The following is a 22,557-nucleotide window of genomic DNA, read 5'->3' on the forward strand; positions in this document are numbered from 1 at the left end:
CGCTACACCGATAGGAACGGCAGAAAGGAGCTTACCATTGCCGAGAATGAGCAAGAAGCGGCGGCTGGAATGGTCTTTCTTCCTCAACCACCGCAACCGTATCACTTACAACGACCTATGCCGGGGCTGCACCCGTGACTGCAAACAGAGCTTCCGGGCGGTTATCATACTATGCCCTCGCTATTATTCCAAACGCTGGAAAAAGGAGGACGCAGCCTATGGCAGATAACCGCAAATATTACTACCTCAAGCTGAAAGAGAGCTATTTTGACGATGATGCAATCGTTCTGCTGGAAAGTATGCAGGACGGCGTTATCTATTCCAACATTCTCTTGAAGCTGTACTTGAAATCGCTGAAAAACGGCGGGAAATTGCAGCTTGACGAGAATATCCCCTACACCGCCCAGATGATTGCGACCATTACCCGCCAGCAGGTAGGTACCGTAGAGAGAGCTTTGAAAATCTTTATGAAGCTGGGGCTTGTGGAGCCTTTGCCAAGCGGCGCACTCTACATGAGCAACATTGAGCTTTTAATCGGCCAGTCCTCTACCGAGGGGGAGCGCAAGCGCAGGGCGCGGCTGGCTTTGCAGGAACAAAAAGCCCTGCCGCAGACAGGGGCGGACAAATGTCCACCATATCGAGCGGACATTTGTCCACCAGAGATAGAGATAGAGAAAGAGATAGATATAGAAATAGAAAAAGAGAGAGAGTTAGAAACGGGACACCCCGCCCCCGCCGCCTATGGCAGATACCACAATGTCATTCTTTCCGATACGGAGCTTGACGGGCTGAAAACAGAGCTTCCCGGCAAGTGGGAGTATTACATTGACCGCCTATCCTGCCATATCGCTTCCACCGGGAAACAGTACCACAGCCATGCAGCCACCATTTACAAGTGGGCGCAGGAGGACGCTGCCAAAGGCAAGGCTGCCCCGAAACAGGGCATACCCGATTATTCATGCAAGGAGGGCGAGAGCTTATGACGAATGGATTTGATGAAATGATTTTGAATATGACCGACACCACGCCGGAGCCGGAGGACTACACAGGCGAGGACGGGCTTTTATACTGCGGTAAGTGCCATACGCCCAAAGAGGGCTATTTCCCCAAAGAAACCGCCGCATGGCTGGGGCGTGACCGCCACCCGGCAGAATGTGACTGCCAGCGGGCAGAGCGTGAGGAACGGGAAGCCGCAGAGAAACAGCGCAGTCACCTTGAAACTGTCGAGCGGTTGAAGCGGCGGGGCTTTACCGACCCGGCTATGCAGGGCTGGACGTTTGAGAACGACAACGGCAAGTGCCCGCAAATGGAACACGCCCATTTCTATGTGGAGAGCTGGGAAACCATGAAAGAGCGCAACATTGGCTATCTGCTATGGGGCGGCGTTGGCACAGGCAAGAGCTATTTTGCGGGCTGTATCGCAAATGCCCTTATGGAGCGTGAAATCCCCGTGTGCATGACAAACTTTGCAACGATACTGGGTGACCTTGCCGCCAGCTTTGAGGGCAGGAACGAATATATTTCCCGCCTTTGCAGCTACCCTCTGCTGATCCTTGATGATTTTGGAATGGAGCGAGGAACAGAATACGGCTTAGAGCAGGTCTACAACGTGATTGACAGCCGTTACCGAAGCGGCAAGCCGCTGATCGTCACGACCAACCTCACGCTGGAGGAATTGCAGCACCCGCAGGACACGCCCCACGCCCGGATTTATGACCGACTGCTTGAAATGTGTTCTCCTGTCCGCTTTACCGGGAGCAACTTCCGAAAAGCCACGGCGCAGGAGAAAATGGGACAACTGAAAAAGCTGATGAACAGAAAGGAGAGCCGCCTATGACCAACACCCCAAAGAATGACCGCAGCACCCGCCGCCCGGATTGCGTGACGGAAATCCGCATAGGCAACTCTGTCCTTGTCGTTTCCGGCTTTTTCAAGCAGGGCGCAACCGACACCGCAGCCGACAAGATGATGAAAGTGCTGGAAGCGGAAGCTGCTACACAAAAAACGGCGATTTGACGGGACGTAAAGAAGCAGAAAGGACTGTACAGCCAGCCCCGGCGTGTGGTATGATAGTCATACGGAATAGTGGGGCTGGCTGTCGGAAACGGAGGAAACCATGTTAAGACAGACAACCCAAAACCTTATTACCGCCCTTTATCCGAGATTATCCCATGAAGATGAACTGCAAGGGGAAAGCAACTCTATATCCAACCAAAAGCGCATTTTGGAAACCTACGCCAAGCAGAACGGCTTTACCAATCTCTGCTGGTACACAGATGACGGTTATAGTGGTGCGAACTTCCAAAGACCCGGATTTCAAGCCATGCTTGCAGACATTGAAGCCGGGAAAGTCGGCACAGTCATCGTCAAGGATATGTCCCGTTTAGGGCGAAATTATCTTCAAGTGGGAATGTATACAGAAATGCTTTTCCCGCAGAAAGGCGTCCGCTTTATCGCTATCAATGACGGAGTGGACAGCGCAATGGGCGACAACGATTTTACCCCGCTGCGTAATCTTTTCAACGAATGGATGGTGAGAGATACGAGCAAAAAAATCAAGGCAGTAAAACGGTCTAAGGGTATGAGCGGGAAGCCCGTCACGAGCAAACCCGTATACGGCTACTTTATGGACGAGGACGAAAATTTTATCATTGACGGGGAAGCCGCCCCTGTTGTGCGGCAGATTTACAGCTTGTGCCTTGCCGGGAACGGTCCGACCAAGATAGCCCGTATGCTGACCGAGCAGGAAATCCCCACGCCGGGAACGCTGGAATACCAGCGCACAGGCAGCATACGCCGCTACCACCCCGGCTATGAATGTAAGTGGGCGACCAATACCGTTGTTCATCTGTTGGAAAACCGGGAATACACAGGCTGTCTTGTGAACTTCAAGACGGAAAAACCGTCCTACAAGATGAAGCACAGCATAGACAACCCCATTGAGAAACAGGCGATTTTCGAGAACCACCATGAGCCAATCATCGACTTGCAGACATGGGAACGGGTGCAGGAGTTACGCAAGCAGCGCAAACGCCCCAACCGCTACGATGATGTGGGCTTGTTCTCCGGCATACTCTTTTGTGCCGACTGCGGCAGCGTCCTTTACCAGCAGCGTTACCAGAACGCCACCCGCAAGCAGGATTGCTACATCTGCGGCAGCTATAAGAAGCGCACCGCCGACTGTACGGCGCACTTCATCCGAACCGACCTTTTGACGGCGGGTGTGCTGGACAATCTGCGGAAAGTGACCGCCTATGCACAGAAGCATGAAGCCCGGTTCGTGAAGCTGCTTATCCAGCAGAACGAGGACGGGGGCAAGCGCAGGAACGCCGCAAGGAAAAAGGAGCTGGAAGCCGCCGAGAAGCGTATCAGCGAGTTATCCGCTATCTTCAAGCGGCTGTATGAGGACAGCGTGACCGGGCGCATTTCAGACGAGCGTTTCACGGAGCTGTCGGCAGACTATGAAGCCGAGCAGAAAGAACTGAAAGAGAGAGCCGCCGCTATCCGGGCAGAGCTTTCCAAAGCGCAGGAAGCCACGGTAAACGCTGAAAAGTTTATGAACGTTGTCCGCAAGTACACCAGCTTTGAAGAACTTACCCCTACCCTTTTGCGTGAGTTTGTGGAGAAAATCGTTGTGCATGAGTGCAGCTATGACGAGAACGGCACACGCAGACAGGACATTGATATTTATTACTCTTTCGTTGGCAAGGTAGACCTGCCCGAATGACCGCCCGACCTATCCGGCGCAATGCGCAAACGCCGGATAGGAACGGCAAAATTTTTTACACTTCTATTACTTCTTTATCACACATAAGCAAAGAGTCAGGGTATGAAGCAGTTCATGGCTAATTAAAGGGAACAAAAAGAAAGGGAATGCACAATCCAGACGGTATCAGCGGCAGGCTACAAGAATAAATTGTGATTTCACAAGATTGGTGTTATAATAAGAGAAAAGTTCCTGCCGGGGCAACCGCCCCGGTGGTATGGATAGAAAGGCAGGAAAACAATATGCACATCAGCTATAAACCACTCTGGCACACACTGTTAGAGCGTGATATGAGAAAAGAGGATTTAAGGCTTGCTGCTGGTATGACAACAAATATGATTGCCAACATGAGCAAAGAGGGAAAGCACATCAGCATGGATACATTAGCCCGTATCTGTGAAACTCTGAATTGTGAGATTACTGATGTGATTGAGTTAGTACCAGACGAGCCTGCTTCCACAGGAGGTAAGGAACATGAGCGAATTGAAACCAAGAATAACGGAAAACGGAATTGATTATATCCTTGTCGGAGATTACTACATTCCAGGCTTGAAACTGCCGGAGGAACACCGCCCTATCGGAAAGTACGGACGAATGCACCGGGAATATTTAAGAGAAGTCCACCCAGCCAGATTGAATACATTGATACTGACCGGAGAATTGTTGACATATCTTGCAGACCTGAATGAACAGGCACAAAAACGGTTAGACACTATCATGGAGCAGATGAAAGCTACCGAGGGCGTGACAGAGGAATTGAAGTGTACCCGACAAATGGAATGGGTGCAGCGTTGCAATAACATTCACAACAGGGCAGAAGAAATTGTTTTGTATGAGATGATTTATTCATAACGGTATGGTAGAATGATTATTACAAATTAGAAGTTGTAAAGGAGACTTTGTATGGGTAGAAAAGAAATAACAACAAAAGAAGATTTAATGAAAGTAATAGAATTATTCGAAAATACTGGAATTACATACTGGTTGGATGGCGGATGGGGTGTAGATATTTTAGCTGGTAAACAAACAAGAATTCATAGAGATATAGATATAAATTTTGATGCTCAACATACGGAAAAATTGTTAAATGTGCTTTTGAATCTGGGCTATAAAATTGATACAGACTGGAAACCGGTTAGAATAGAGTTATATAGTGATGAACTTGGTTACTTAGACATTCACCCGTTCGTTTTAAATGAGGACGGAACTTCAAAACAAGCTGATTTAGAGGGTGGCTGGTATGAGTTTGAAAAAGATTACTTTGGTAGTGCTTTTTTTGAAGGAAAAACAATTCCTTGTATATCCTTAAAAGGCCAAAGAGTTTTCCACTCAGGTTATGAATTAAGAGATAAAGATAAGCATGATATTTCAATTCTTGAAAGTTTATCAAAATAACATTGCTGTAATTTCTAAGATAAATTCCACTTTATCGCTTTGAAATTTTAACTGAATAAGTATAGCACAAACCGCTGCTACATGGAATCCAACAAACCATGCAACAGCGGTTTTCCTTTACCGTTTTTTCCTCTGGCTGATAGGCGTTCCCATTTTCTTTGATTTTTTGAGAATACGAATGAACCAGCGAAATTCTTCTTCTGACAGGTTTTTATAGTTGATACCAAGCTGCTTGCAGTAAAGGATAACCAGTTTTTCATCTCGACTGCCCTTGAAATTTTCGACCGCTTCCAGATTTTCTTTCAGTTCATCGGCAACGGTAGTTTGGGGCGCACTCTCGCTGTCCTTTTTGTGGAATTCCCGAATATCCCGGATAATCAGGTTGAGGTCATCCAGAACCATGTGACTGAAATACTCATCATCACTGATATGTGCGGCTTGCAGCACCTTCAAATGCGGGTCATCTTCGCCGGGGCGATACCGTTCAATAATTTCATGCCGGACGGTATCAACAAGGGAGTTGAGATTTTGGATTTGCATGGTGGCAATCCCGTCCACATAAATCTCAATGTCCGCAAGAAACTTGATAAAGTCCTTATGGGTGGCAAGTTCGCAGAGCAGACGGTTGTTAATCCGACCGCTTTTCAGCAGTGCCACCATCTCATCGTTCAAATGCAGCTCCGTCAGTGGCGTGTTGATCTGCTCCCTGTTCTCTGTCCGGCACAGCAGATAATCGACGGAAACCCCATAGAAGTCTGCCAGCGTGATAAGGTTGCCATGATTGATTTCCTTATAATCCTCTTTTTCATAACTGCCAAGGGCTGATTTAGAAATGCCCGTCAGCTTTGATAGTTCTTCCAGATTTAAGCCTTTGTCTTTGCGGAGTTCCCAAAGGCGTTCCTGTATGCTTGTTGCAACTTTCATGGGCGCACGCTCCTTTCCGGTGGTTTTATTTCTGCCGTTTAACTGGATTATATCACACTTTCCGCAATCGTGGAAATTTCTGATTTTCCCCCTGATTCCTACTTTGTGGATATACGGCACAGGGCACAAAAATGTTCTATGATACAGGTAGTTCATCGATGGATTATTCCAATCGAATGACCAGCCTGTGTGGGATATGCTTCCCCGGCGATGTAGCGCCATGACTTTTGGCAGGGATATGGAGGAACCCTGACCGAAACGAGCGTACCAAAGGGAGCGATACGCCGCTGTGAGATTCAGGGGAGGAACGACACCGGGGAGAACTGGCGAACTGACACCGAAATGATACCGAAACACGACAATTTGATAGGGAGATAGTCTACCCTATCGCTGAGACTTCGGGAGATTTTAAGCGGCTCTATGGCTGTAATTTTGCCGAAAATCGCCCCGAAACCATACACGAAAACGGGAGGAAACGTAACATGCCGAGAATGAGCAAAAAGCGGAAGCATGAGCTTTCCTTTTACCTCAATGACCGGGGGCGTGTCACTTACAACGAATTATGCCGGAAATGCCAGCATGGGTGCAAGCAGAGCTTCCGGGCGGTTGTGATTGACTGCCCCCGTTATTTATCCAAACGAGCAAAGAAAAAGGAGGAACACACCGAATGAATTTTGAATTTATGACGATAGACACACCATTGCCGCCCTGTATGCCATTTCCCAGAGCGTTGACAGGATTTCCAGTCAGCAGCACCGCAAAGGTCATGTACTGCCGGATGTTGGACGCTATGCTTTTCAGAGGGCAGGCGGACGAGAACGGGATTCTTTTTGTCTGCTTCCCTATCACAGCCATTGCCGCAGTCCTGTCCCGCAGCCTCATGACGGTCAAGCGTTCTTTGAATGAACTGGAAACCGCCGGACTTATCATGCGGGTGCGTCAGGGCGTGGGAGAACCGAACAGGATTTATGTGCTGATACCGGGAAAGGAGGGCGCTACCCTTGCCTGATACCTCAAAGCTGGGAAAGCTCAACCGGGAGTTGGAGAAAAGCGAAAAGAAACTGCGGAAAGCCATCAATGATGAAAAGGCATTGCAGCACCAGTTGAAGCAGCTTACCCGAAAGGAACGGACGCACCGGCTCTGTACTCGTGGCGGTATGCTGGAAAGTTTTCTGCAAGAGCCGGAACGCCTGACGGACGATGATGTCATGCTGTTGCTGAAACTCATTTTTCACAGGCAGGACACGCAAGATATATTGAAAAAACTGCTGGAACGGGAGAAGCCGGAAACCCCTTAGTTTACTAAGGGCGCAATTATACACCACCCAGAGGTTGGTGCATTGCGTTCTCCGAAGGCTCCTTGCAGGAGGGCTGTGATTTTCCGCAGCCACGGTCTGCTCCAAATCAAACAGGGGACGCTACACTTCCCCTGCGCTGGCTGCCGCCAGCTACCCTTTTGTGGACTTGCCATCTGGGGACACCTTGCGTTGCAAGCTGTTCCCAGCCGATAAGTTTGAAGTTATAAGTGGATTTTTGCGAAGCTGTATGATACTATTATTTTATAACGCTTTGAAAATTCGTGGATTACTTAACAAATTAGAAGGAGGTATTTTATATGTTTAAAAAAGCTTTTTGGGTTCCTTATGAGGATAGTGCCAATTACCCAACTCTTGCAAAAACTATGGAAGCAATTTCAAAGTATTGTGAAGAAAATGGTAAGTCTTATACATTTATTAACGATGACGAAGTGGAGATAAATGGAAAAAGATATGAAATATATAGGGGCTACGAAAATGGTAGTAGGGGAAATTACGGCATAAAATGTAAAGAAAAATAAATCCAGTTTGTTATTCTACACACATCGGGTCAACTTGTCCCGAACTTTCACAACTAAATACCCGCCGTTTACACAGCGGCACAACAAGCAGGAAATCTGAAAAGGTATCCTGCTTTTTTTCTGCCCAAAATGAGGTGGTAAAACGCCCACCCATCCACCAATTACCGAAAGGAGGAACACAAAATGCCCTGTCCACACAACGAAATCTCTATTGTGCAGCGCAGCCACCGCCAGTCTGCGGTTGCCGCCGCTGCTTACCAGAGCGGCGAAAAGCTGTTCTGTGAATATGACCAGGAAGTAAAACACTACCCGGAAAAGCGTGGTATCGTCCACAATGAAATCCTGCTCCCGGCAAACGCTCCCCTGGAGTACACAGACCGCAACACCCTCTGGAACGCTGCCGAAGCTGTTGAGAAGCAATGGAACTCCCAGCTTGCAAGGCGGTGGGTGCTTTCCATTCCCAGAGAGATACCGCCCGACCAGTACGCCGCCCTTGTCCGGGAGTTTTGTGAACAGCAGTTTGTTTCCAAAGGCATGATTGCTGATTTTGCCATCCATGACCCCTATCCGCCGGGACACAATCCCCACGCCCATGTCATGCTGACCATGCGGGCAATGGATGAGCGTGGGAAATGGCTTCCCAAGAGCCGCAAGGTCTATGAACTTGATAAGAACGGGGAACGAATCAAGCTCCCGTCCGGCAGGTGGAAAAGCCACAAGGAAGATACGGTTGACTGGAACGACCGCAAATATGGCGAAATCTGGCGGCATGAATGGGAGGTCATCCAAAACCGCTATCTGGAAGCCAACAACCGCCCGGAACGAGTAGATCTCCGTTCTTACGAAAGACAGGGGCTTGATATTATCCCTACCGTCCATGAAGGGGCTGCTGTCCGGCAGATGGAAAAGCGTGGGATTCAGACGAACATCGGCAACCTGAACCGAGAAATCAAAGCCGCCAATAGTTTGATGAAGTCCATCCGGCAGCTTATTAAAAATCTCAAAGGCTGGATTGCGGAGCTTAGCGAAAAGCGGAATGAACTGCTTGCCCAAAAAGCTGCGGAGGAAGCGGTCTTTCTTCCCAATCTGCTGATGAAGTATATGGAGATACGAAAGGCAGAACGGAGCAGCTGGACACGGGCGGGACAAAGCCGGGGGACTTCCAAAGACTTAAAGGCAGTCAGCGAAGCCCTGTCCTATCTCCGTCAAAAGGGGCTTTCTACTGTGGAGGACTTAGAAGTATTTCTGGATTCTTCCGGGAAATCTGCCGCCGACTACCGAAAGCAGATGAAGCCAAAGGAAACCCGCAGCAACGTGATTGACGCTATCCTTGCCGCCCGGACGGACTGTAAGGAATGTAAGCCCGTTTATGAGAAATACCAGAAGATATTTTTCAAGAAAACTAAGGAAAAATTCAAGCTGGAACACCCGGAGGTTGCCCGGTTTGAGAAAGCCAGTGCCTACCTTGCCAAGCACCCGGACGATAAGGACAGCACGAAAAAGGAGCTTTTGCAGGAACAGGCGAAGCTTGTGGACGAAATCGCAGACTTGAAAGTACCGTTGACCGAGGTGCAGGAAGATTTGAAGAAGCTGTGGGACATCCGCTACTGGGTACGGAAAGCCACACCCGGCACAGAGGAAAGCAAAGAGCCGCCCAAGAAGCAGCCCCTCAAAGAAGTCTTGCAGGATAAGGCTGACGAGAAGAGAGCACAGAAAAACGCCCCGGCGCAGACGAAACACAAACAACAGGATATGGAACTTTAACAGGCACTTGCCATTTTCAGATTGAGAATGATAAGTGCCTTTTCTTTTTTACAAGGAGGAATTGATTTGAATGTATTTGAAGCTGTGAAGCAGTCCGTTACGACAAGACAGGCTGCGGAGCATTACGGAATCCGGGTAAACAGAAACGGGATGGCTTGCTGCCCGTTCCACAACGATAAGACCCCCAGCATGAAGCTGGACAAGCGTTTCCACTGCTTCGGATGTGGTGCAGATGGGGATGTGATTGATTTTGTAGCTGCCCTGTACGGGCTGGGGAAAAAGGAAGCCGCCGCACAGTTGGCGAGTGACTTCGGGCTTGCCTATGAGGACTGGAAGCCACCGGGCAAGGCAAGGAAGCCCAAGCCCCGGCAGAAATCCCCGGAAGAACAGTTCCGGGAAGCAAAGGCACATTGCTTCCGTGTCCTTGCCGATTATCTACACCTCTTACGGGTATGGAAAACCGACTATGCCCCGCACTCCCCGGAGGAAGCGTTTCATCCCCGGTTCGTGGAAGCCTTGCAGAAGCAAGCCCATGTGGAATATCTGCTGGATGTGCTGCTGTTTGGGGATACGGAGGAAATCGCTTCACTGATTACGGAACATGGAAAGGATGTGATACAGCTTGAACAGCGAATGGCAGAGCTTGCCGCCGCAGACGCAGCAAGAACTAAAAAACACCATGAACGCCATGCAGCCGCCCCAGAGCGTTGAGGAAGTAAAGGCAACTCTGGAAACCACCGAGAAAGGCGGTGTCCGCCAGAGCATACGGAACTGCCTGACCGTATTCCAGCGTGACCCGGTGCTTGCCGGGGCAATCGCCTATAACATCCTGACCGACCGAAAGGACATCATAAAGCCCATCGGTTTTCACAGAGAAAGCACAGCCCTGACCGATACAGACATGAAGTATCTGCTTCTCTATCTGGAGGAAACCTACGGGCTGACCAGTGAGAAAAAGATTGAAACCGCCATCGGGATTGTGGCGAATGAGAATAAGTACCACCCCATCCGGGATTTTCTGAACAGCCTTGCATGGGACGGGACGGAGCGCATCCGCTTCTGTCTGCGGCACTTTCTGGGGGCGGATGTGGACGATTACACCTATGAAGCCCTAAAGCTGTTTCTTTTGGGGGCGATTACAAGGGCATTTAAGCCCGGAAGCAAGTTTGAAATCATGCTGTGTCTGGTAGGCGGTCAGGGGGCTGGCAAGTCCACCTTCTTCCGTCTGCTGGCAGTCCGGGACGAGTGGTTTTCCGATGATTTGCGGAAGCTGGACGATGATAACGTGTACCGCAAGCTGCAAGGTCACTGGATAATTGAAATGTCGGAAATGATGGCAACCGCCAATGCCAAGAGCATTGAGGAAATCAAGTCTTTTCTAAGCCGACAGAAAGAGGTTTATAAGATACCCTATGAAACCCACCCGGCAGACCGTCCCCGTCAGTGCGTGTTCGGCGGTACTTCCAACGCCCTTGACTTTCTCCCCCTTGACCGTTCCGGCAACCGCCGATTTATCCCGGTCATGGTGTACCCGGAGCAAGCCGAGGTTCACATTTTGGAGGACGAAGCCGCTTCCAGAGCCTATATCAGCCAGATGTGGGCGGAAGCAATGGAGATTTACCGAAGCGGCAGGTACAAGCTGTCATTCAGCCCAGCCATGCAGCGGTATCTCAAAGAACACCAGCGGGATTTTATGCCGGAGGACACCAAAGCCGGGATGATACAGGCTTACCTTGATAAGTACACCGGGGAAACGGTCTGTTCCAAGCAGCTCTACAAGGAAGCCTTAAATCACACCTTTGACGAGCCGAAGCAATGGGAAATCCGGGAAATCAACGAGATAATGAACCAGTGCATTACCGGGTGGAACTACTTTTCCAATCCAAGAATGTTTGCGGAATATGGCAGACAAAAGGGCTGGGAGCGTGAAATCCCGGCAACGGACACCGACAACCCGCCCGAAAAATCTATGGACGGTTTTGTGGAGGTCACGGAGCAGATGGAGCTTCCATTCTGAAAATGACAGCCCGTTGCCGACTTCGTTGCTATCCCGTTGCCGAGCCGGTTGCCGGGGAAAAACCCATAACTGCGGGCTTTTCTCCCCTATGACAACCAAAACAACAGAAAAATAAAAGAAAAGTATAAATAGTAACCACCGCCAGATTGAGATTGTTTGCAAGGTCTTTTGAAGCCCGTTGCCGGACTTCGTTGCCGACACCCTCTGTCTGGCTATTTTCATGTATGGAGGATAACTGCCTATGGCAAAAAACAAAACAGAGATTCATGTGACCACTGTATTTGACGGGGAGCTGGACGCCACCGATGTGTTCGTCAGCCTGATTTCCCAGAAATACGGCAAGACAAATACAAAAGAATATCTTGCTAAAAAGAAAGAATTGAAGTATAATGAAGATGAGGTTCAAAAGAGCCGGATACCGTCTGGATTGTGTGGGTAAATGGCTATGATGAACGAAATGGAATACAGAACAATCGGTTCGGCACTTGCCGGGGGCTATCGTGCAGCGGTCTATTGCAGACTGTCAAAGGACGATGACCTGCAAGGCGAAAGTGCCAGTATCGCAAACCAGCGTGATATGCTGGAAAAATACTGCGAAAAGCAGGGATGGGAGGTTGTGGCAGTCTATCAGGACGATGGCTTCACAGGTCTTAATATGGAGCGTCCTGATTTACAGAGAATGTTGAGATCCATTGAGCGCAGGCAAATCAACCTTGTTATCACGAAAGACCTCAGCCGACTGGGGCGTAACTATCTGCAAACCGGGCATTTGATTGAGGACTTTTTCCCAAGAAACGGGGTGCGCTATATCGCCATGAATGACGGTATCGACACCTTACGGGATAACAACGACATTGCCCCGTTCAAGAATATCCTGAACGAGATGTACAGCAAGGATATTTCCAAGAAAGTCCATTCCTCTTATCTTCTGAAAGCGCAGAAAGGACAGTTTACCGGGTGTCTTGCCCCGTTTGGGTATCGGAAAGACCCGGAGGACAAAAACCATCTGCTCATTGACGAGGAAACCGCCCCGATTGTGCGGCTGATTTTCGGATATGCCTTGAACGGTCATGGTCCGAACTATATCCGCAGACGGCTGGAGGAAGAAAAAATCCCCTGCCCCACATGGTGGAACCGGGAACGGGGGCTTCGCAATACCCGCACCAAATGGGAAAAGAAAGACCCGGAAAACGGGCGGTATATGTGGGACTTCTCCGTTATCAAAGACCTTTTGATGAATCCCGTCTACACCGGGGCGATTGCTTCCCAGAAAAAAGACTACCGCTTCAAAATCGGCACGATTGGGGAAAAGAAACCGGAGGACTGGGTTGTGGTTGAGGGACAGCACGAACCGCTGATTGACCGCATGAGCTTTGATATTGTGCAGAACAAGCTGAAATCCCGCCAGCGTCCGGGGCAGACCAATGAAATCAGCCTGTTTGCCGGACTGATAAAATGCGGCGAGTGTGGGAAGTCGCTGACGATACGCTACACAAACGCAAAACATCCCCAGCGGATTTACTCCTGCAAGACCTACAATGCCTTTGGAAAGAACCACTGCACCCAGCACCGGATTGATTATGACACCCTTTACAGTCATGTGCTGCGGAAAATCCGGGAATGTGCCAGAGCTGCCCTGATGGACGGAGAAGCGGTTGCCGACCGCCTGACCAATACCTGTGAAGCCGAGCAGCGGGAACAGCGGGAAGCAATGGAACGCTCCCTTACAAGGGACGAGGAACGGATTGAGGTTCTGGACAAAATGGTAATGCGGCTTTATGAGGATATGATTGCAGGGCGTATCAGTGAGCAGAACTTCAACACCATGCTGGAAAAGACGCAGACCGAGCAGACGGAGCTTAAAACAAAAGTGTCCGAGGGCAGAAAGCGGCTGTCCGATGAAGTCCAGCTTGCCAATGATGCAAAACAATGGGTGGAAGCCATTCAGGAATACGCCAACATCACAGAGCTGGATGCAGCCACCCTTAACCGCTTAATCAAAGAAATCGTCGTGCATGAGCGCATTGACGAAGATAAAACAAGACACATTTCTATCGAAATTCATTTTAATCTCAAACCCATCCCGGAGGTGGAACAGGTCACTGCCTGACCTGTCCCGCCTGGATGGTTCTCTTAAAAACACCATATAGATTTTTGTACGCCGCCGCCCGCCATCGAGCAGAATTTTACACCTAATTGGGGATAAAACAGCTGATGGCTGGCGGCGGCGTTGCCCTCATCGGTATCACCCTGATTCCCCTGCTGAGCGGTCTGTTCGGCTAAGAGCCGCAGGCGGGTTTTCCCGCCTGTACATAATCAATCTGCCAATTTATATGCCCAGTAGCGACCATTTCGCACTTTGACGAGCTTTCCTTCTTTTGTCAAGGTGTTCAGAACTCGACTTGCAGTGGCAGGAGAAACATCGAGAAGATTCTGTACATCGACGTTCTGGATAATATGGTTTGTGCGGAGAAATGCTGCAATTTTCGTCCAACGCACTTCTTCCTTGCTCTGTGCAACAGGCTGTTCATTGATTGCTTCGGTCAAAGCCTCTTTGATGATTCCCAGCATAAATTCGATAAAAATAGTTCCTTCTCCCTGTGCATTGGACTGATTGATTGCTGCGTAATACTCGGTCTGATGGTCGTGAATGATGGATTCGATGGGAAGCCATGCGAATAAGGGATTCCATTTTGACAGCAGCAGTGTGTGCCAGAGCCGTCCAATACGGCCATTGCCATCTGCAAATGGATGGATCACTTCAAATTCATAATGGAAAACACAGCTCTTAATTAAAAGAGGAAAGGGACTATTTTCTGTCCACTGAATCAGTTCCTCCATCAAAGAGGGAACGTACTGCGGCAATGTTCCAAAATGCAGGACATTCCCCTTGTTGTCTACAACGCCAACAGGTCGGGAACGAAACTCTCCCGCTTCACGCACAAGTCCCTGCATCATCGTCCGATGCGCAAGCAAGAGGTCATCCATCGAATATGGATTCAACTCTGCAAGATGGTCGTAGATCTCGTAGGCATTTTTTACTTCCGCAATGTCTTTTGGAGGGGCAAGCACACGTTTTCCAGACAGAACAGCCGTCACCTGCTCCAAAGAGAGTGTGTTCTGCTCGATGGCCAGAGAAGAATAAATCGTTCGGATTCGATTCTGGCGGCGCAAAATCGGGCTTGTGGAAAGATTCTGGGTGGAACTGATTTTGCCTACCAGTTCGCTGATCTCCATAACATCCGAAAGCGCTGCTTCTGTGATTTCAAATGGCGGTTTCTTGTTTCGCACGATGTGTACCTCCCATATCATTTCTTTTATCATATCATTTCATCTATCATTCATCAATCAAAATTTTGAAAAAATGATAGATGAAATGAGGGCATTGTTCCATACGGCGGCTTGAGCAGCAGCGGAAAGCCCTCTGCGGTTTGCAGTTTTATTGAATGTCCGTGCCCCAAGTCGTGTTTTTATCCACCCATCAATGAAAGGCGGTGTCTTATGCAGTTTTTGACCCACATTATTTTCCTTCTGAACCTTCTCAAGACCCTCATCAACCACTTCAGCTAAGGACGGTGACTGCTGAATGGAAACCGTTCTCAAAGCCATTGCCGACTGGATCAAAGGCATCCTGACGGCAGGCATTATGTCAAACCTTTCCGGCCTGTTCGACGATGTGAACACGCAGGTCGGCAATATCGCCCAGCAGGTGGGCACCAAGCCCTCCAGCTTTGAACCGCGCGTTTTCGCCATGATCGAAGCCCTCTCCCGGAATGTGGTGCTGCCCATTGCAGGCATCATCCTGACCTTCATCGCCTGTTATGAGTTGATCGAGATGATCACCCAGCACAACAACATGGCGCAGTTCGAGCCTGCCCTCATCATGCGCTGGATTTTCAAGACCGCTGTTTCGGTGTGGCTCATCAGCAACACCTTCGATATTGTGATGGCAGTCTTTGACCTTACGCAGAAAGTTGTGTCCGATTCCAGCGGCATCATCGCCGGAAACACCCGCGTCAACGACATTGGTTTGTCCATGCTGCAATCCAGCCTGATGCAGATGGATGTAGGACCCCTGTTCGGGCTGTTTTTGCAGTCCTTCTTCATCGGAATCACCATGCGGATATTGAGCATCATCATTTTTGTGATCGTCTACGGGCGTATGATTGAAATCTACTGCATGGTAAGCCTTGCACCCATCCCGATGGCGACCTTCGGCAACCACCAGCAATCGCACATGGGGCAGAACTACCTGAGATGCCTGTTTGCGCTGGGCTTTCAGGGCTTTCTCATCCTCATCTGCGTGGCGATTTACGCGGTGCTGATCCAGAGCGTGGCAATTTCCGGGGATGCAATCAATTCCATCTGGAGCATTGTGGGCTACACCGTTCTGCTCTGTTTCAGCCTGTTTAAGACCAGCTCCGTGACAAAATCCGTCCTCGGAGCGCATTAAAGGGGGTGCTTTATTGGCTGCGTATATTTCCGTTCCCCGTGACCTGACGAAAGTAAAATCGAAGGTCGCGTTCAACCTGACGAAACGGCAACTACTTTGTTTCGGCACGGCGGCACTGATTGGAGTGCCGCTGTTTTTCGTTCTCCGGGATTCCGGCGGCAACACAGCCGCCACCCTTGGCATGATGGCCGTTATGCTGCCTGCATTTTTTCTGGGTATGTACGAGAAAAATGGTCAGCCGCTGGAAAAACTGCTGTCGCACTATGTTCAGGCGCGATTCTTGCGCCCGAAGATTCGACCTTATAAGACCAACAACTACTACGCGATTTTGATGAGAGGAGGGTCAGCCAATGCCGTTTTGGAAAAAGACCGATAAGGGCGGCAAGAAAAAGCCGCCGAAGTCTGCTGTTCCCCGGACAGCACAGCAGTCCATCCCCATGCAGCGGATGTTCGAGGATGGCACCTGCCGGGTGCTACTACACCCGCACCATCCAGTATCAGGACATCAATTATCAGCTCGCCCAGCAGGAGGACAGGACCGCCATTTTCGAGGAATGGTGCAGTTTTCTGAACTTCTTTGATAGCTCCATCAAATTTGAGCTGTCCTTCGTGAACATGGCAACCGACAGCACCGAGTTTGAGAAAAGCATCCGTATCCCGTACCAGCGAGATGGTTTCGATGATGTTCGTGCTGAGTACAGCCAGATGCTGCGCCAGCAGCTTGCCAAGGGCAATAATGGTCTGACTAAGACCAAATTCATCACCTTTGGTGTGGAGGGCGAGAGCATGGCGCAGGTCAAGCCCCGTCTGGACCACATCCAGAACGATTTGCTCAACAACTTCCACCGGCTGGGGGTGCAGGCAAAGCCCCTGAACGGTGCCCAGCGGCTGAAACTCATGCACGATATGTTCAACATGGACGGCGCATCCAAGTTTCATTTTGACTGGAAGGACCTTGTAAAAAGCGGCCTTTCGGTGAAGGATGCCATTGCACCCACCGCCTTTGCCTTCAAAAACTCCCGGACGTTCCAGATGGGCGGCATTTTTTGCGCCGCCAGTTTCTTGAGCATCACGGCATCCGACATCAGCGACCAGCTTTTGAAGGATTTTCTGGACATGGATTCGTCCCAGATCGTTACCATGCACATCCAGTCCGTTGACCAGAACAAGGCCATTAAGACGGTCAAGCGCACCATCACCGAACTGGACCGCAGTACCATTGAGGAGCAGAAAAAAGCAATCCGTTCAGGTTACGACATCGACATTCTGCCGTCAGATTTGAAAACTTACGGCAGGGATGCCAAGGCGCTTTTGAAGGAATTGCAGAGCCAGAACGAGCGGATGTTCCTTGTCACCTTTCTGGTGCTGAACACCGGGCGCACGGAGCAGGAACTGGAAAACAACGTCTTTCAGGCCAGCTCCATCGCTCAGAAACACAACTGCAACCTGTGCCGGCTTGACTTTCAGCAGGAGCAGGGCTTGATGAGCAGCCTGCCGCTGGCTGACTGCCAGATCGAAATTCAGCGCGGCCTGACCACCAGCAGCACGGCAATTTTCATTCCGTTCACCACACAGGAACTGTACCAGTCCGGTAAAGAAAGCCTGTACTATGGGCTGAATGCCCTGTCCAACAACCTGATCATGGTGGACCGCAAAAAGCTGAAAAACCCCAACGGTCTGATTCTGGGCACTCCCGGCTCTGGCAAAAGTTTCTCGGCAAAGCGCGAGATCGCAAACGCTTTTTTGGTGACAGACGATGATATTATCATCAACGACCCCGAAGGCGAATACTCGCCGCTGGTGAATCGTTTGAAGGGTCAGGTCATCAAAATTTCGCCCAACAGTACCCAGTTCATCAATCCCATGGACATTAACGCCAACTACTCCGAGGAAGATAATCCGCTGTCCCTGAAAGCCGACTTTATCCTTTCCCTGTGCGAACTTGTGGTGGGTGGCAAGGAGGGTCTGCTGCCGGTGGAGAAAACCGTCATTGACCGCTGTGTGCATCTCATTTATCGCAAATATTTTGCGGACCCCTGCCCGGAGAATATGCCCATCCTTGAGGATTTGTACAACGCCCTGCTCCAACAGGACGAAAAAGAAGCCCACCATGTTGCCACGGCTCTGGAAATCTATGTGAAAGGCTCCCTGAATCTGTTCAACCACCGCACCAATGTGAACGTCAACAACCGCATCGTCTGCTATGACATCAAGGAACTGGGCAAGCAGATGAAAAAGCTCGGAATGCTCATCGTGCAGGATCAGGTGTGGGGGCGTGTTACGGCAAACCGCAGCAGCGGAAAGTCCACACGGTATTATATGGACGAGATGCACCTGCTTCTGAAAGAGGAGCAGACTGCGGCGTATTCCGTGGAGATCTGGAAGCGTTTCCGCAAGTGGGGTGGTATTCCCACGGGGCTGACCCAGAACGTGAAAGACCTTCTTTCTTCCCGTGAAGTCGAGAATATTTTCGAGAACAGTGACATGATCATCATGCTGAATCAGGCGGCAGGAGATCGGCAGATTCTCGCAAAGCAGCTCAACATCTCTCCTCACCAGCTTTCCTATGTGACCCACTCCGGCGAGGGCGAGGGGCTGCTTTTTTTCGGCAATGTGATCCTGCCCTTTGTAGACCGTTTCCCCACCGATCTGGAACTCTACCGCATTATGACCACCAAGTTGGGTGAGGTTTCGGAGGGGCAGAAATGAGCAAGCCGAAACTGAACATCAAAGAGGAAACGTCTGCCAAAAAGACCCGTTCGCCCCCGAAAAAAGCCAAAGTGGAGCAGTCGGTGCCCAAAAAGAAAAAGCTGAAAACCGATGCGGATAAAGCTGCGGAAAAGGCACAGCATCTACGGTTTGGCAAGGCGGAACTGACCCCGGACGAGTTGAGCCGGTTGAGCAAAGCGCAGAAGCGAGAAATGTACGCCGCCCATGCCGCCCGGTCTGCGGTGCATCGGGAGGTTGACCAGTACGAGGATGAAAACGTCGGTGTGCAGGCGTTGAGCGAGGGCGAAAAAGCGGCAGGAAATGTCCGTGATATTTCCAAAAGCCGCTATGCCCGGAAGCTCAAGAAGAAAGCCAAGATGCAGGGCAAGAAAGGCACCAAAACCGCAAAATCTTCTGCACGAGAGCCGACTGCGCCACAAGATGCAGGCGCATCCGGCACCGGCGAGGGCGGCTCCAACTGGCTTTCACGCTGGAAACAGCGGCAAGAAATCCACAAAAGCTACTATGCCGCTGCCCGTTCGGGCACGGCGGCGCAGACCGCAGGCGGCAAAGCGGCATCCAACGGTGCATCTGCCACCCGATCCGGCGTGGAGCAGGTCATCGACAAAGGAAGATCGGTGGTCAGCACCGCAGTCAACGGCATTGCCAATTTTGCAAAAAGCAACGCGCACGTTCTTTTGATCGTGGGCGTTTTTCTTTTGCTCTTGCTGCTGGTCATGTCGGCATTTTCGTCCTGTTCCATTCTGTTTTCCGGCACCACGCAGGTATCCGGTCAGACCATTTACACCGCAGAGGACCGGGACATCCGGGGAGCCGAAACCGACTACAAGAAGCTGGAAAAGGAGCTGGACAAAAAGATCAAGCGCACCCCCACCGACCACCCCGGCTACAACGAGTACCAGTATCACCTTGACCCCATCGAGCATGACCCATGGCAGTTGACCTCTTTTCTCACGACTCTCTATGACGATTACACCCGGTCAGAGGTGCAGGGCAAGTTGAAGGAGACCTTCAAAAAGCAGTACAAGCTGACCACATGGGTGGAGGTGCAGATACGGTATAAGACCGTCTGGGTCATCAGCCCGGCAGGAATCCCAGTTCCTACGCAGGTGCCCTATGAGTACCGCATCTTCCACACCAAATTGGTGAATAAAGGGCTGGAAGTGGTTATCCGGGAGGAACTGGACAACGACCAGTGGAAACGCTATGAGATCTTTCAGGATACGCTGGGTGGTCGACCTTATCTGTTCAACGGCGGTCTGCCGCCCGGTGGCTCCGATGGCTCCGGCGCACCGGGCATCGACTATCAGGTTCCGGCAGAAGCCCTGACCGACAGCGAATTTGCCGCCATCTACAAGGAAGCCCAAAAGTATGTGGGCACGCCCTATGTGTGGGGCGGTTCTACCCCGGAAACCGGGTTCGATTGCAGCGGCTACGTCTGCTGGGTCTACAACCAGAACGGCTACAATGTCGGGCGCACCACGGCCAACGGTCTGTGGAATAAATGCCAGCACATCTCCGAAGCAGAAGCAAAGCCCGGAGATCTGGTTTTCTTCAAAGGTACCTACGACACCCCAGGCATGAGCCATACTGGAATATATCTCGGCAATGGCATGATGGTCAGTGCCGGAGACCCCATCAAGTACGCAAACATTCACTCGTCCTACTGGGAGAAGCATCTCGCTGGGTTCGGACGGCTTTCAAAATGATTGGAGGAGTTTTATGAGCGAAAAACTGGACAAGCTGCGGGCAACGCTCAAGAAAGAGCAGGAGCGTCGCATCAAGCTGAACAACCGCATTGCGGTTTTGGAACGTCGGATTCAGGAGGAGGAAGCCGCCGAAGTGAACGAGATGGTTCGGACGGCAAAGGTCACGCCGGAACAGCTGGCTGCGCTGCTGCGGCAGTCGGCAACCGCCACCCCGACCCCGGCTGCGCTGTCTGCCGTGGGTGCAACTTTTGAGAAGGAGGTCGATGCTGATGAAGATTAAGAAACTGGGCGCACTGCTGGTATCGGCGGCACTGTGCGCTGGCATGACGGCTCCCGCCTTTGCCTTTGAGGGCAAAGCTGACCCGGTGGAGCAGCCGGTTCTGCCGGAAGTCGTGGAGGAAGATGTTGTCACCGTCACGGACGAAACCTCTGGTGCCCTGACCCCGGAGGGCAACCTGACACTGGTGGACGATTACCACACCGACTATTCCGATGGCAGCGGGCAGCAGTTCATTACGCTGGTGTCGAAGTCCGGCAACACCTTCTATCTGGTGATTGACCGCAATGCCAAAGGGCAGCAGACCGTCCACTTTATGAACCTTGTGGACGAAGCCGACCTGTTGGCTCTGATGGAGGAAGAAGATGCGGACGCTTATACCGCCGAAAAGGAAGCGGCGGCGCAGGCGGAACAGGACAGGCTGAAAGCCGAGGAAGAAGCCAAGAAAGCCGCAGAAGAAGCGGCGGCATCCGGCACGGAACAGCCCAAGGAAAACAAGGTCACAAAGATCGCGTCTGGCTTTCTGGGTGTGGTCGTGCTGATTGCGCTGGCGGCAGGCGGCGGCTTCTATGCTTTCGCGAAGCAGAAGCAGAAAAAGCAGGCAGAAAAAGAAGCCCTTGACCCCGATGCAAACTACACCGAGGACAAGGGCGACTTTGAAATTCCTGTGGAGGATGAACCGGAAGAAACCGGCGAGGAAGATACCGAACCCATCTGATTTTAAGGCGGCGTTTTGCCGCCGTACATATTGCAATCAGAAACAGATTGGAGTGATTTTTATCGCAAAATTAGTCGTGGCGGAAAAGCCATCCGTTGCCATGGCTTACGCTAAAGTCCTCGGTGCCACCAGACGTCAGGACGGCTACCTTGAGGGCAACGGCTATCTCGTCAGCTGGTGCGTGGGGCACTTGGTGGAACTGGCACCGCCCAACATCTACGATGCCAAATACGTCAAGTGGAGTATCGCAGATTTGCCCATTCTGCCGGAAAGGTGGCAGTATCTGGTGTCTGCGTCCACCAAAAAGCAGTTCGGTATTCTGAAAAAACTGATGCACCGCCCGGATGTCGAGAGCATTGTGAACAGTTGCGATGCAGGATAGTGCGGTTGGGTGACTCAAGAAAAGAGAAAAAGAGACCTCATCTCGTCAAAAAACTAAATCATAAAAGCATCAAAGAGGGCATTCAAATGAAACAAAATCGAATTTTTGACCAGAATAGTTCTCAAAAAGCACGTTCTTGGCACTATAATATGGACACCAACCGAGCGGAAGCCCAGTTCGCTGATGGCTCTGCCATTGCCATTGACTGCCTTGCCATCGAGGACGAATACGGCAATACCCCGGCACAGCGAGCTGAACTTGATTGGCTACTATACAACAAGCCCTTGGAGTGCGTCCAGCTTGTGCTGAGTGGTGAGATTGAGCATTATCTCTCACTTGGCTGTGACCATGGCAAACTGAAAGACTAACCTCTAAATAGGCCAAACAACCCGCTACTTGCAGTCGCTGCAAATGGCGGGTTGTTTGCTTATTTTAAGTTTTTCCTTTGCTCATAGTAGTGCAAAATCAATGTAGTGCAAAATCAATGGCCCAACGGTCAAAGAAATCACAAATATCAGGCAAATCTACTGGTTTCTTATAAATGTCATTCTAAAATTCAATGGATTTTGCTATTTCTAGCACTTG

The 22,557-nt window shown here is 50.6% G+C and carries 26 protein-coding genes and 3 pseudogenes; 26 read left to right on the top strand and 3 right to left on the bottom strand.

Annotated elements, in window-relative coordinates; translation table 11 throughout:
- The first annotated feature begins 37 nt into the window (after positions 1-37).
- From ACNQFG_RS02110 to ACNQFG_RS02145, 8 genes are all read left to right on the top strand, one after another.
- The gene (locus ACNQFG_RS02110) at positions 38-229 is read left to right on the top strand and encodes a hypothetical protein (RefSeq protein ID WP_006058351.1); all 192 of its coding nucleotides are present in this window, start codon (positions 38-40) and stop codon (positions 227-229) included.
- A complete protein-coding gene (locus ACNQFG_RS02115; protein ID WP_423405837.1) occupies positions 219-983 on the top strand; it encodes a phage replisome organizer N-terminal domain-containing protein in 765 nt (254 codons plus the stop codon). Before ACNQFG_RS02110 ends, ACNQFG_RS02115 begins: the two co-directional genes overlap by 11 nt.
- Positions 980-1,837: an ATP-binding protein gene (locus ACNQFG_RS02120; protein ID WP_423405838.1), complete on the top strand. Its 858-nt coding sequence runs from the start codon at positions 980-982 to the stop codon at positions 1,835-1,837. The genes ACNQFG_RS02115 and ACNQFG_RS02120 overlap by 4 nt, the downstream gene beginning before the upstream one ends.
- Entirely contained in the window at positions 1,834-2,016 is a 183-nt protein-coding gene (locus tag ACNQFG_RS02125; RefSeq protein ID WP_423405839.1) for a transposon-encoded TnpW family protein, read from the top strand. The genes ACNQFG_RS02120 and ACNQFG_RS02125 overlap by 4 nt, the downstream gene beginning before the upstream one ends.
- 100 nt (positions 2,017-2,116) lie before the next feature.
- A complete protein-coding gene (locus ACNQFG_RS02130) occupies positions 2,117-3,727 on the top strand; it encodes a recombinase family protein (RefSeq protein WP_423405840.1) in 1,611 nt (536 codons plus the stop codon).
- Between the two features lie 191 nt (positions 3,728-3,918).
- Complete coding sequence (locus ACNQFG_RS02135; protein ID WP_005335920.1) at positions 3,919-4,281, top strand: helix-turn-helix domain-containing protein; 363 nt, start codon at positions 3,919-3,921, stop codon at positions 4,279-4,281.
- Positions 4,241-4,618 carry a TnpV protein gene (locus ACNQFG_RS02140; protein WP_005335912.1) on the top strand — a complete coding sequence of 126 codons (378 nt, stop codon included), beginning with the start codon at positions 4,241-4,243 and terminating at the stop codon, positions 4,616-4,618. Before ACNQFG_RS02135 ends, ACNQFG_RS02140 begins: the two co-directional genes overlap by 41 nt.
- Before the next feature lie 51 nt (positions 4,619-4,669).
- Positions 4,670-5,161 carry a nucleotidyltransferase domain-containing protein gene (locus ACNQFG_RS02145; protein ID WP_009266803.1) on the top strand — a complete coding sequence of 164 codons (492 nt, stop codon included), beginning with the start codon at positions 4,670-4,672 and terminating at the stop codon, positions 5,159-5,161.
- A 117-nt stretch (positions 5,162-5,278) separates the two neighbouring features.
- Here ACNQFG_RS02145 and ACNQFG_RS02150 read toward each other — a convergent pair whose 3' ends face one another.
- A complete protein-coding gene (locus ACNQFG_RS02150) occupies positions 5,279-6,085 on the bottom strand; it encodes a helix-turn-helix domain-containing protein (protein ID WP_008372835.1) in 807 nt (268 codons plus the stop codon).
- 482 nt (positions 6,086-6,567) lie between these two features.
- On the opposite strand from ACNQFG_RS02150, the gene ACNQFG_RS02155 reads away from it, so the two are divergent.
- From ACNQFG_RS02155 to ACNQFG_RS02200, 10 genes and pseudogenes are all read left to right on the top strand, one after another.
- Positions 6,568-6,756, top strand: coding sequence for a hypothetical protein (locus tag ACNQFG_RS02155; protein WP_002304353.1), 189 nt, complete (start codon positions 6,568-6,570; stop codon positions 6,754-6,756).
- The gene (locus tag ACNQFG_RS02160; protein WP_005335900.1) at positions 6,753-7,094 is read left to right on the top strand and encodes a DeoR family transcriptional regulator; all 342 of its coding nucleotides are present in this window, start codon (positions 6,753-6,755) and stop codon (positions 7,092-7,094) included. The genes ACNQFG_RS02155 and ACNQFG_RS02160 overlap by 4 nt, the downstream gene beginning before the upstream one ends.
- The gene (locus ACNQFG_RS02165; protein WP_005335898.1) at positions 7,087-7,383 is read left to right on the top strand and encodes a DUF3847 domain-containing protein; all 297 of its coding nucleotides are present in this window, start codon (positions 7,087-7,089) and stop codon (positions 7,381-7,383) included. Before ACNQFG_RS02160 ends, ACNQFG_RS02165 begins: the two co-directional genes overlap by 8 nt.
- 317 nt (positions 7,384-7,700) lie before the next feature.
- Positions 7,701-7,922 (top strand): DUF4318 domain-containing protein, encoded by a 222-nt coding sequence (locus ACNQFG_RS02170; protein WP_002596507.1) that lies wholly within the window; start codon positions 7,701-7,703, stop codon positions 7,920-7,922.
- A 183-nt stretch (positions 7,923-8,105) separates the two neighbouring features.
- Complete coding sequence (mobQ, locus tag ACNQFG_RS02175) at positions 8,106-9,686, top strand: MobQ family relaxase (protein ID WP_423405841.1); 1,581 nt, start codon at positions 8,106-8,108, stop codon at positions 9,684-9,686.
- A 66-nt stretch (positions 9,687-9,752) separates the two neighbouring features.
- A complete protein-coding gene (locus ACNQFG_RS02180) occupies positions 9,753-10,397 on the top strand; it encodes a CHC2 zinc finger domain-containing protein (RefSeq protein ID WP_423405842.1) in 645 nt (214 codons plus the stop codon).
- Complete coding sequence (locus tag ACNQFG_RS02185; protein WP_007047420.1) at positions 10,366-11,703, top strand: virulence-associated E family protein; 1,338 nt, start codon at positions 10,366-10,368, stop codon at positions 11,701-11,703. The genes ACNQFG_RS02180 and ACNQFG_RS02185 overlap by 32 nt, the downstream gene beginning before the upstream one ends.
- 241 nt (positions 11,704-11,944) lie before the next feature.
- On the top strand, positions 11,945-12,142 hold the full coding sequence (locus ACNQFG_RS02190) for a hypothetical protein (protein ID WP_002595102.1): 198 nt from the start codon (positions 11,945-11,947) through the stop codon (positions 12,140-12,142).
- Entirely contained in the window at positions 12,143-13,813 is a 1,671-nt protein-coding gene (locus tag ACNQFG_RS02195) for a recombinase family protein (RefSeq protein WP_005335872.1), read from the top strand.
- Between the two features lie 89 nt (positions 13,814-13,902).
- Positions 13,903-13,986, top strand: a pseudogene (locus ACNQFG_RS02200) (Maff2 family mobile element protein); the annotation flags it as partial.
- 33 nt (positions 13,987-14,019) lie between these two features.
- On the opposite strand, the gene ACNQFG_RS02205 reads toward ACNQFG_RS02200, so the two are convergent.
- Together ACNQFG_RS02205 and ACNQFG_RS02210 are read right to left on the bottom strand one after the other, a co-directional pair.
- Positions 14,020-14,994, bottom strand: coding sequence for a Fic family protein (locus ACNQFG_RS02205; protein WP_423405843.1), 975 nt, complete (start codon positions 14,992-14,994; stop codon positions 14,020-14,022).
- A gap of 57 nt (positions 14,995-15,051) precedes the next feature.
- Positions 15,052-15,312 (bottom strand): hypothetical protein, encoded by a 261-nt coding sequence (locus ACNQFG_RS02210; RefSeq protein WP_423405844.1) that lies wholly within the window; start codon positions 15,310-15,312, stop codon positions 15,052-15,054.
- Here ACNQFG_RS02210 and ACNQFG_RS02215 point away from each other — a divergent pair.
- The 8 genes and pseudogenes from ACNQFG_RS02215 (at position 15,290) to ACNQFG_RS02250 (ending at position 22,340) form a co-directional block, all read left to right on the top strand.
- On the top strand, positions 15,290-16,156 hold the full coding sequence (locus ACNQFG_RS02215) for a VirB6/TrbL-like conjugal transfer protein, CD1112 family (RefSeq protein WP_423405845.1): 867 nt from the start codon (positions 15,290-15,292) through the stop codon (positions 16,154-16,156). The two genes, ACNQFG_RS02210 and ACNQFG_RS02215, sit on opposite strands and share 23 nt — an antisense overlap.
- A gap of 13 nt (positions 16,157-16,169) precedes the next feature.
- Positions 16,170-16,532, top strand: coding sequence for a PrgI family protein (locus tag ACNQFG_RS02220; RefSeq protein WP_097793239.1), 363 nt, complete (start codon positions 16,170-16,172; stop codon positions 16,530-16,532).
- Positions 16,507-18,865, top strand: a pseudogene (locus ACNQFG_RS02225) (VirB4-like conjugal transfer ATPase, CD1110 family). Before ACNQFG_RS02220 ends, ACNQFG_RS02225 begins: the two are co-directional and overlap by 26 nt.
- Positions 18,862-20,595, top strand: a complete 1,734-nt coding sequence (locus ACNQFG_RS02230) for a C40 family peptidase (RefSeq protein WP_423405846.1) — start codon at positions 18,862-18,864, stop codon at positions 20,593-20,595. The pseudogene ACNQFG_RS02225 and the gene ACNQFG_RS02230 overlap by 4 nt, the downstream one beginning before the upstream one ends.
- 13 nt (positions 20,596-20,608) lie before the next feature.
- Positions 20,609-20,875 carry a DUF4315 family protein gene (locus tag ACNQFG_RS02235; RefSeq protein ID WP_423405847.1) on the top strand — a complete coding sequence of 89 codons (267 nt, stop codon included), beginning with the start codon at positions 20,609-20,611 and terminating at the stop codon, positions 20,873-20,875.
- Positions 20,859-21,590 (top strand): DUF4366 domain-containing protein, encoded by a 732-nt coding sequence (locus tag ACNQFG_RS02240; protein WP_423405848.1) that lies wholly within the window; start codon positions 20,859-20,861, stop codon positions 21,588-21,590. Before ACNQFG_RS02235 ends, ACNQFG_RS02240 begins: the two co-directional genes overlap by 17 nt.
- Positions 21,591-21,690: 100 nt before the next feature.
- Positions 21,691-21,969, top strand: a pseudogene (locus ACNQFG_RS02245) (DNA topoisomerase); the annotation flags it as partial.
- Positions 21,970-22,058: 89 nt separating this feature from the next.
- The gene (locus tag ACNQFG_RS02250; RefSeq protein WP_015536560.1) at positions 22,059-22,340 is read left to right on the top strand and encodes a DUF6061 family protein; all 282 of its coding nucleotides are present in this window, start codon (positions 22,059-22,061) and stop codon (positions 22,338-22,340) included.
- Positions 22,341-22,557: the final 217 nt, after the last annotated feature.

This window comes from Faecalibacterium prausnitzii, assembly GCF_049532945.1.
Lineage (GTDB): Bacteria > Bacillota > Clostridia > Oscillospirales > Ruminococcaceae > Faecalibacterium > Faecalibacterium prausnitzii_N.

Coding starts and splice junctions, on each gene's coding strand:
- ACNQFG_RS02185 (WP_007047420.1), top strand. CDS start 10,366: ATGAACGCCATGCAGCCGCCCCAGAGCGTTGAGGAAGTAAAGGCAACT.
- ACNQFG_RS02130 (WP_423405840.1), top strand. CDS start 2,117: ATGTTAAGACAGACAACCCAAAACCTTATTACCGCCCTTTATCCGAGA.
- ACNQFG_RS02240 (WP_423405848.1), top strand. CDS start 20,859: ATGCTGATGAAGATTAAGAAACTGGGCGCACTGCTGGTATCGGCGGCA.
- ACNQFG_RS02125 (WP_423405839.1), top strand. CDS start 1,834: ATGACCAACACCCCAAAGAATGACCGCAGCACCCGCCGCCCGGATTGC.
- ACNQFG_RS02155 (WP_002304353.1), top strand. CDS start 6,568: ATGCCGAGAATGAGCAAAAAGCGGAAGCATGAGCTTTCCTTTTACCTC.
- ACNQFG_RS02150 (WP_008372835.1), bottom strand. CDS start 6,085: ATGAAAGTTGCAACAAGCATACAGGAACGCCTTTGGGAACTCCGCAAA.
- ACNQFG_RS02230 (WP_423405846.1), top strand. CDS start 18,862: ATGAGCAAGCCGAAACTGAACATCAAAGAGGAAACGTCTGCCAAAAAG.
- ACNQFG_RS02195 (WP_005335872.1), top strand. CDS start 12,143: ATGGCTATGATGAACGAAATGGAATACAGAACAATCGGTTCGGCACTT.
- ACNQFG_RS02160 (WP_005335900.1), top strand. CDS start 6,753: ATGAATTTTGAATTTATGACGATAGACACACCATTGCCGCCCTGTATG.
- ACNQFG_RS02215 (WP_423405845.1), top strand. CDS start 15,290: ATGGAAACCGTTCTCAAAGCCATTGCCGACTGGATCAAAGGCATCCTG.
- ACNQFG_RS02235 (WP_423405847.1), top strand. CDS start 20,609: ATGAGCGAAAAACTGGACAAGCTGCGGGCAACGCTCAAGAAAGAGCAG.
- ACNQFG_RS02190 (WP_002595102.1), top strand. CDS start 11,945: ATGGCAAAAAACAAAACAGAGATTCATGTGACCACTGTATTTGACGGG.
- ACNQFG_RS02140 (WP_005335912.1), top strand. CDS start 4,241: ATGAGCGAATTGAAACCAAGAATAACGGAAAACGGAATTGATTATATC.
- ACNQFG_RS02210 (WP_423405844.1), bottom strand. CDS start 15,312: ATGGCTTTGAGAACGGTTTCCATTCAGCAGTCACCGTCCTTAGCTGAA.
- ACNQFG_RS02250 (WP_015536560.1), top strand. CDS start 22,059: ATGAAACAAAATCGAATTTTTGACCAGAATAGTTCTCAAAAAGCACGT.
- ACNQFG_RS02115 (WP_423405837.1), top strand. CDS start 219: ATGGCAGATAACCGCAAATATTACTACCTCAAGCTGAAAGAGAGCTAT.
- ACNQFG_RS02120 (WP_423405838.1), top strand. CDS start 980: ATGACGAATGGATTTGATGAAATGATTTTGAATATGACCGACACCACG.
- ACNQFG_RS02145 (WP_009266803.1), top strand. CDS start 4,670: ATGGGTAGAAAAGAAATAACAACAAAAGAAGATTTAATGAAAGTAATA.
- mobQ (WP_423405841.1), top strand. CDS start 8,106: ATGCCCTGTCCACACAACGAAATCTCTATTGTGCAGCGCAGCCACCGC.
- ACNQFG_RS02170 (WP_002596507.1), top strand. CDS start 7,701: ATGTTTAAAAAAGCTTTTTGGGTTCCTTATGAGGATAGTGCCAATTAC.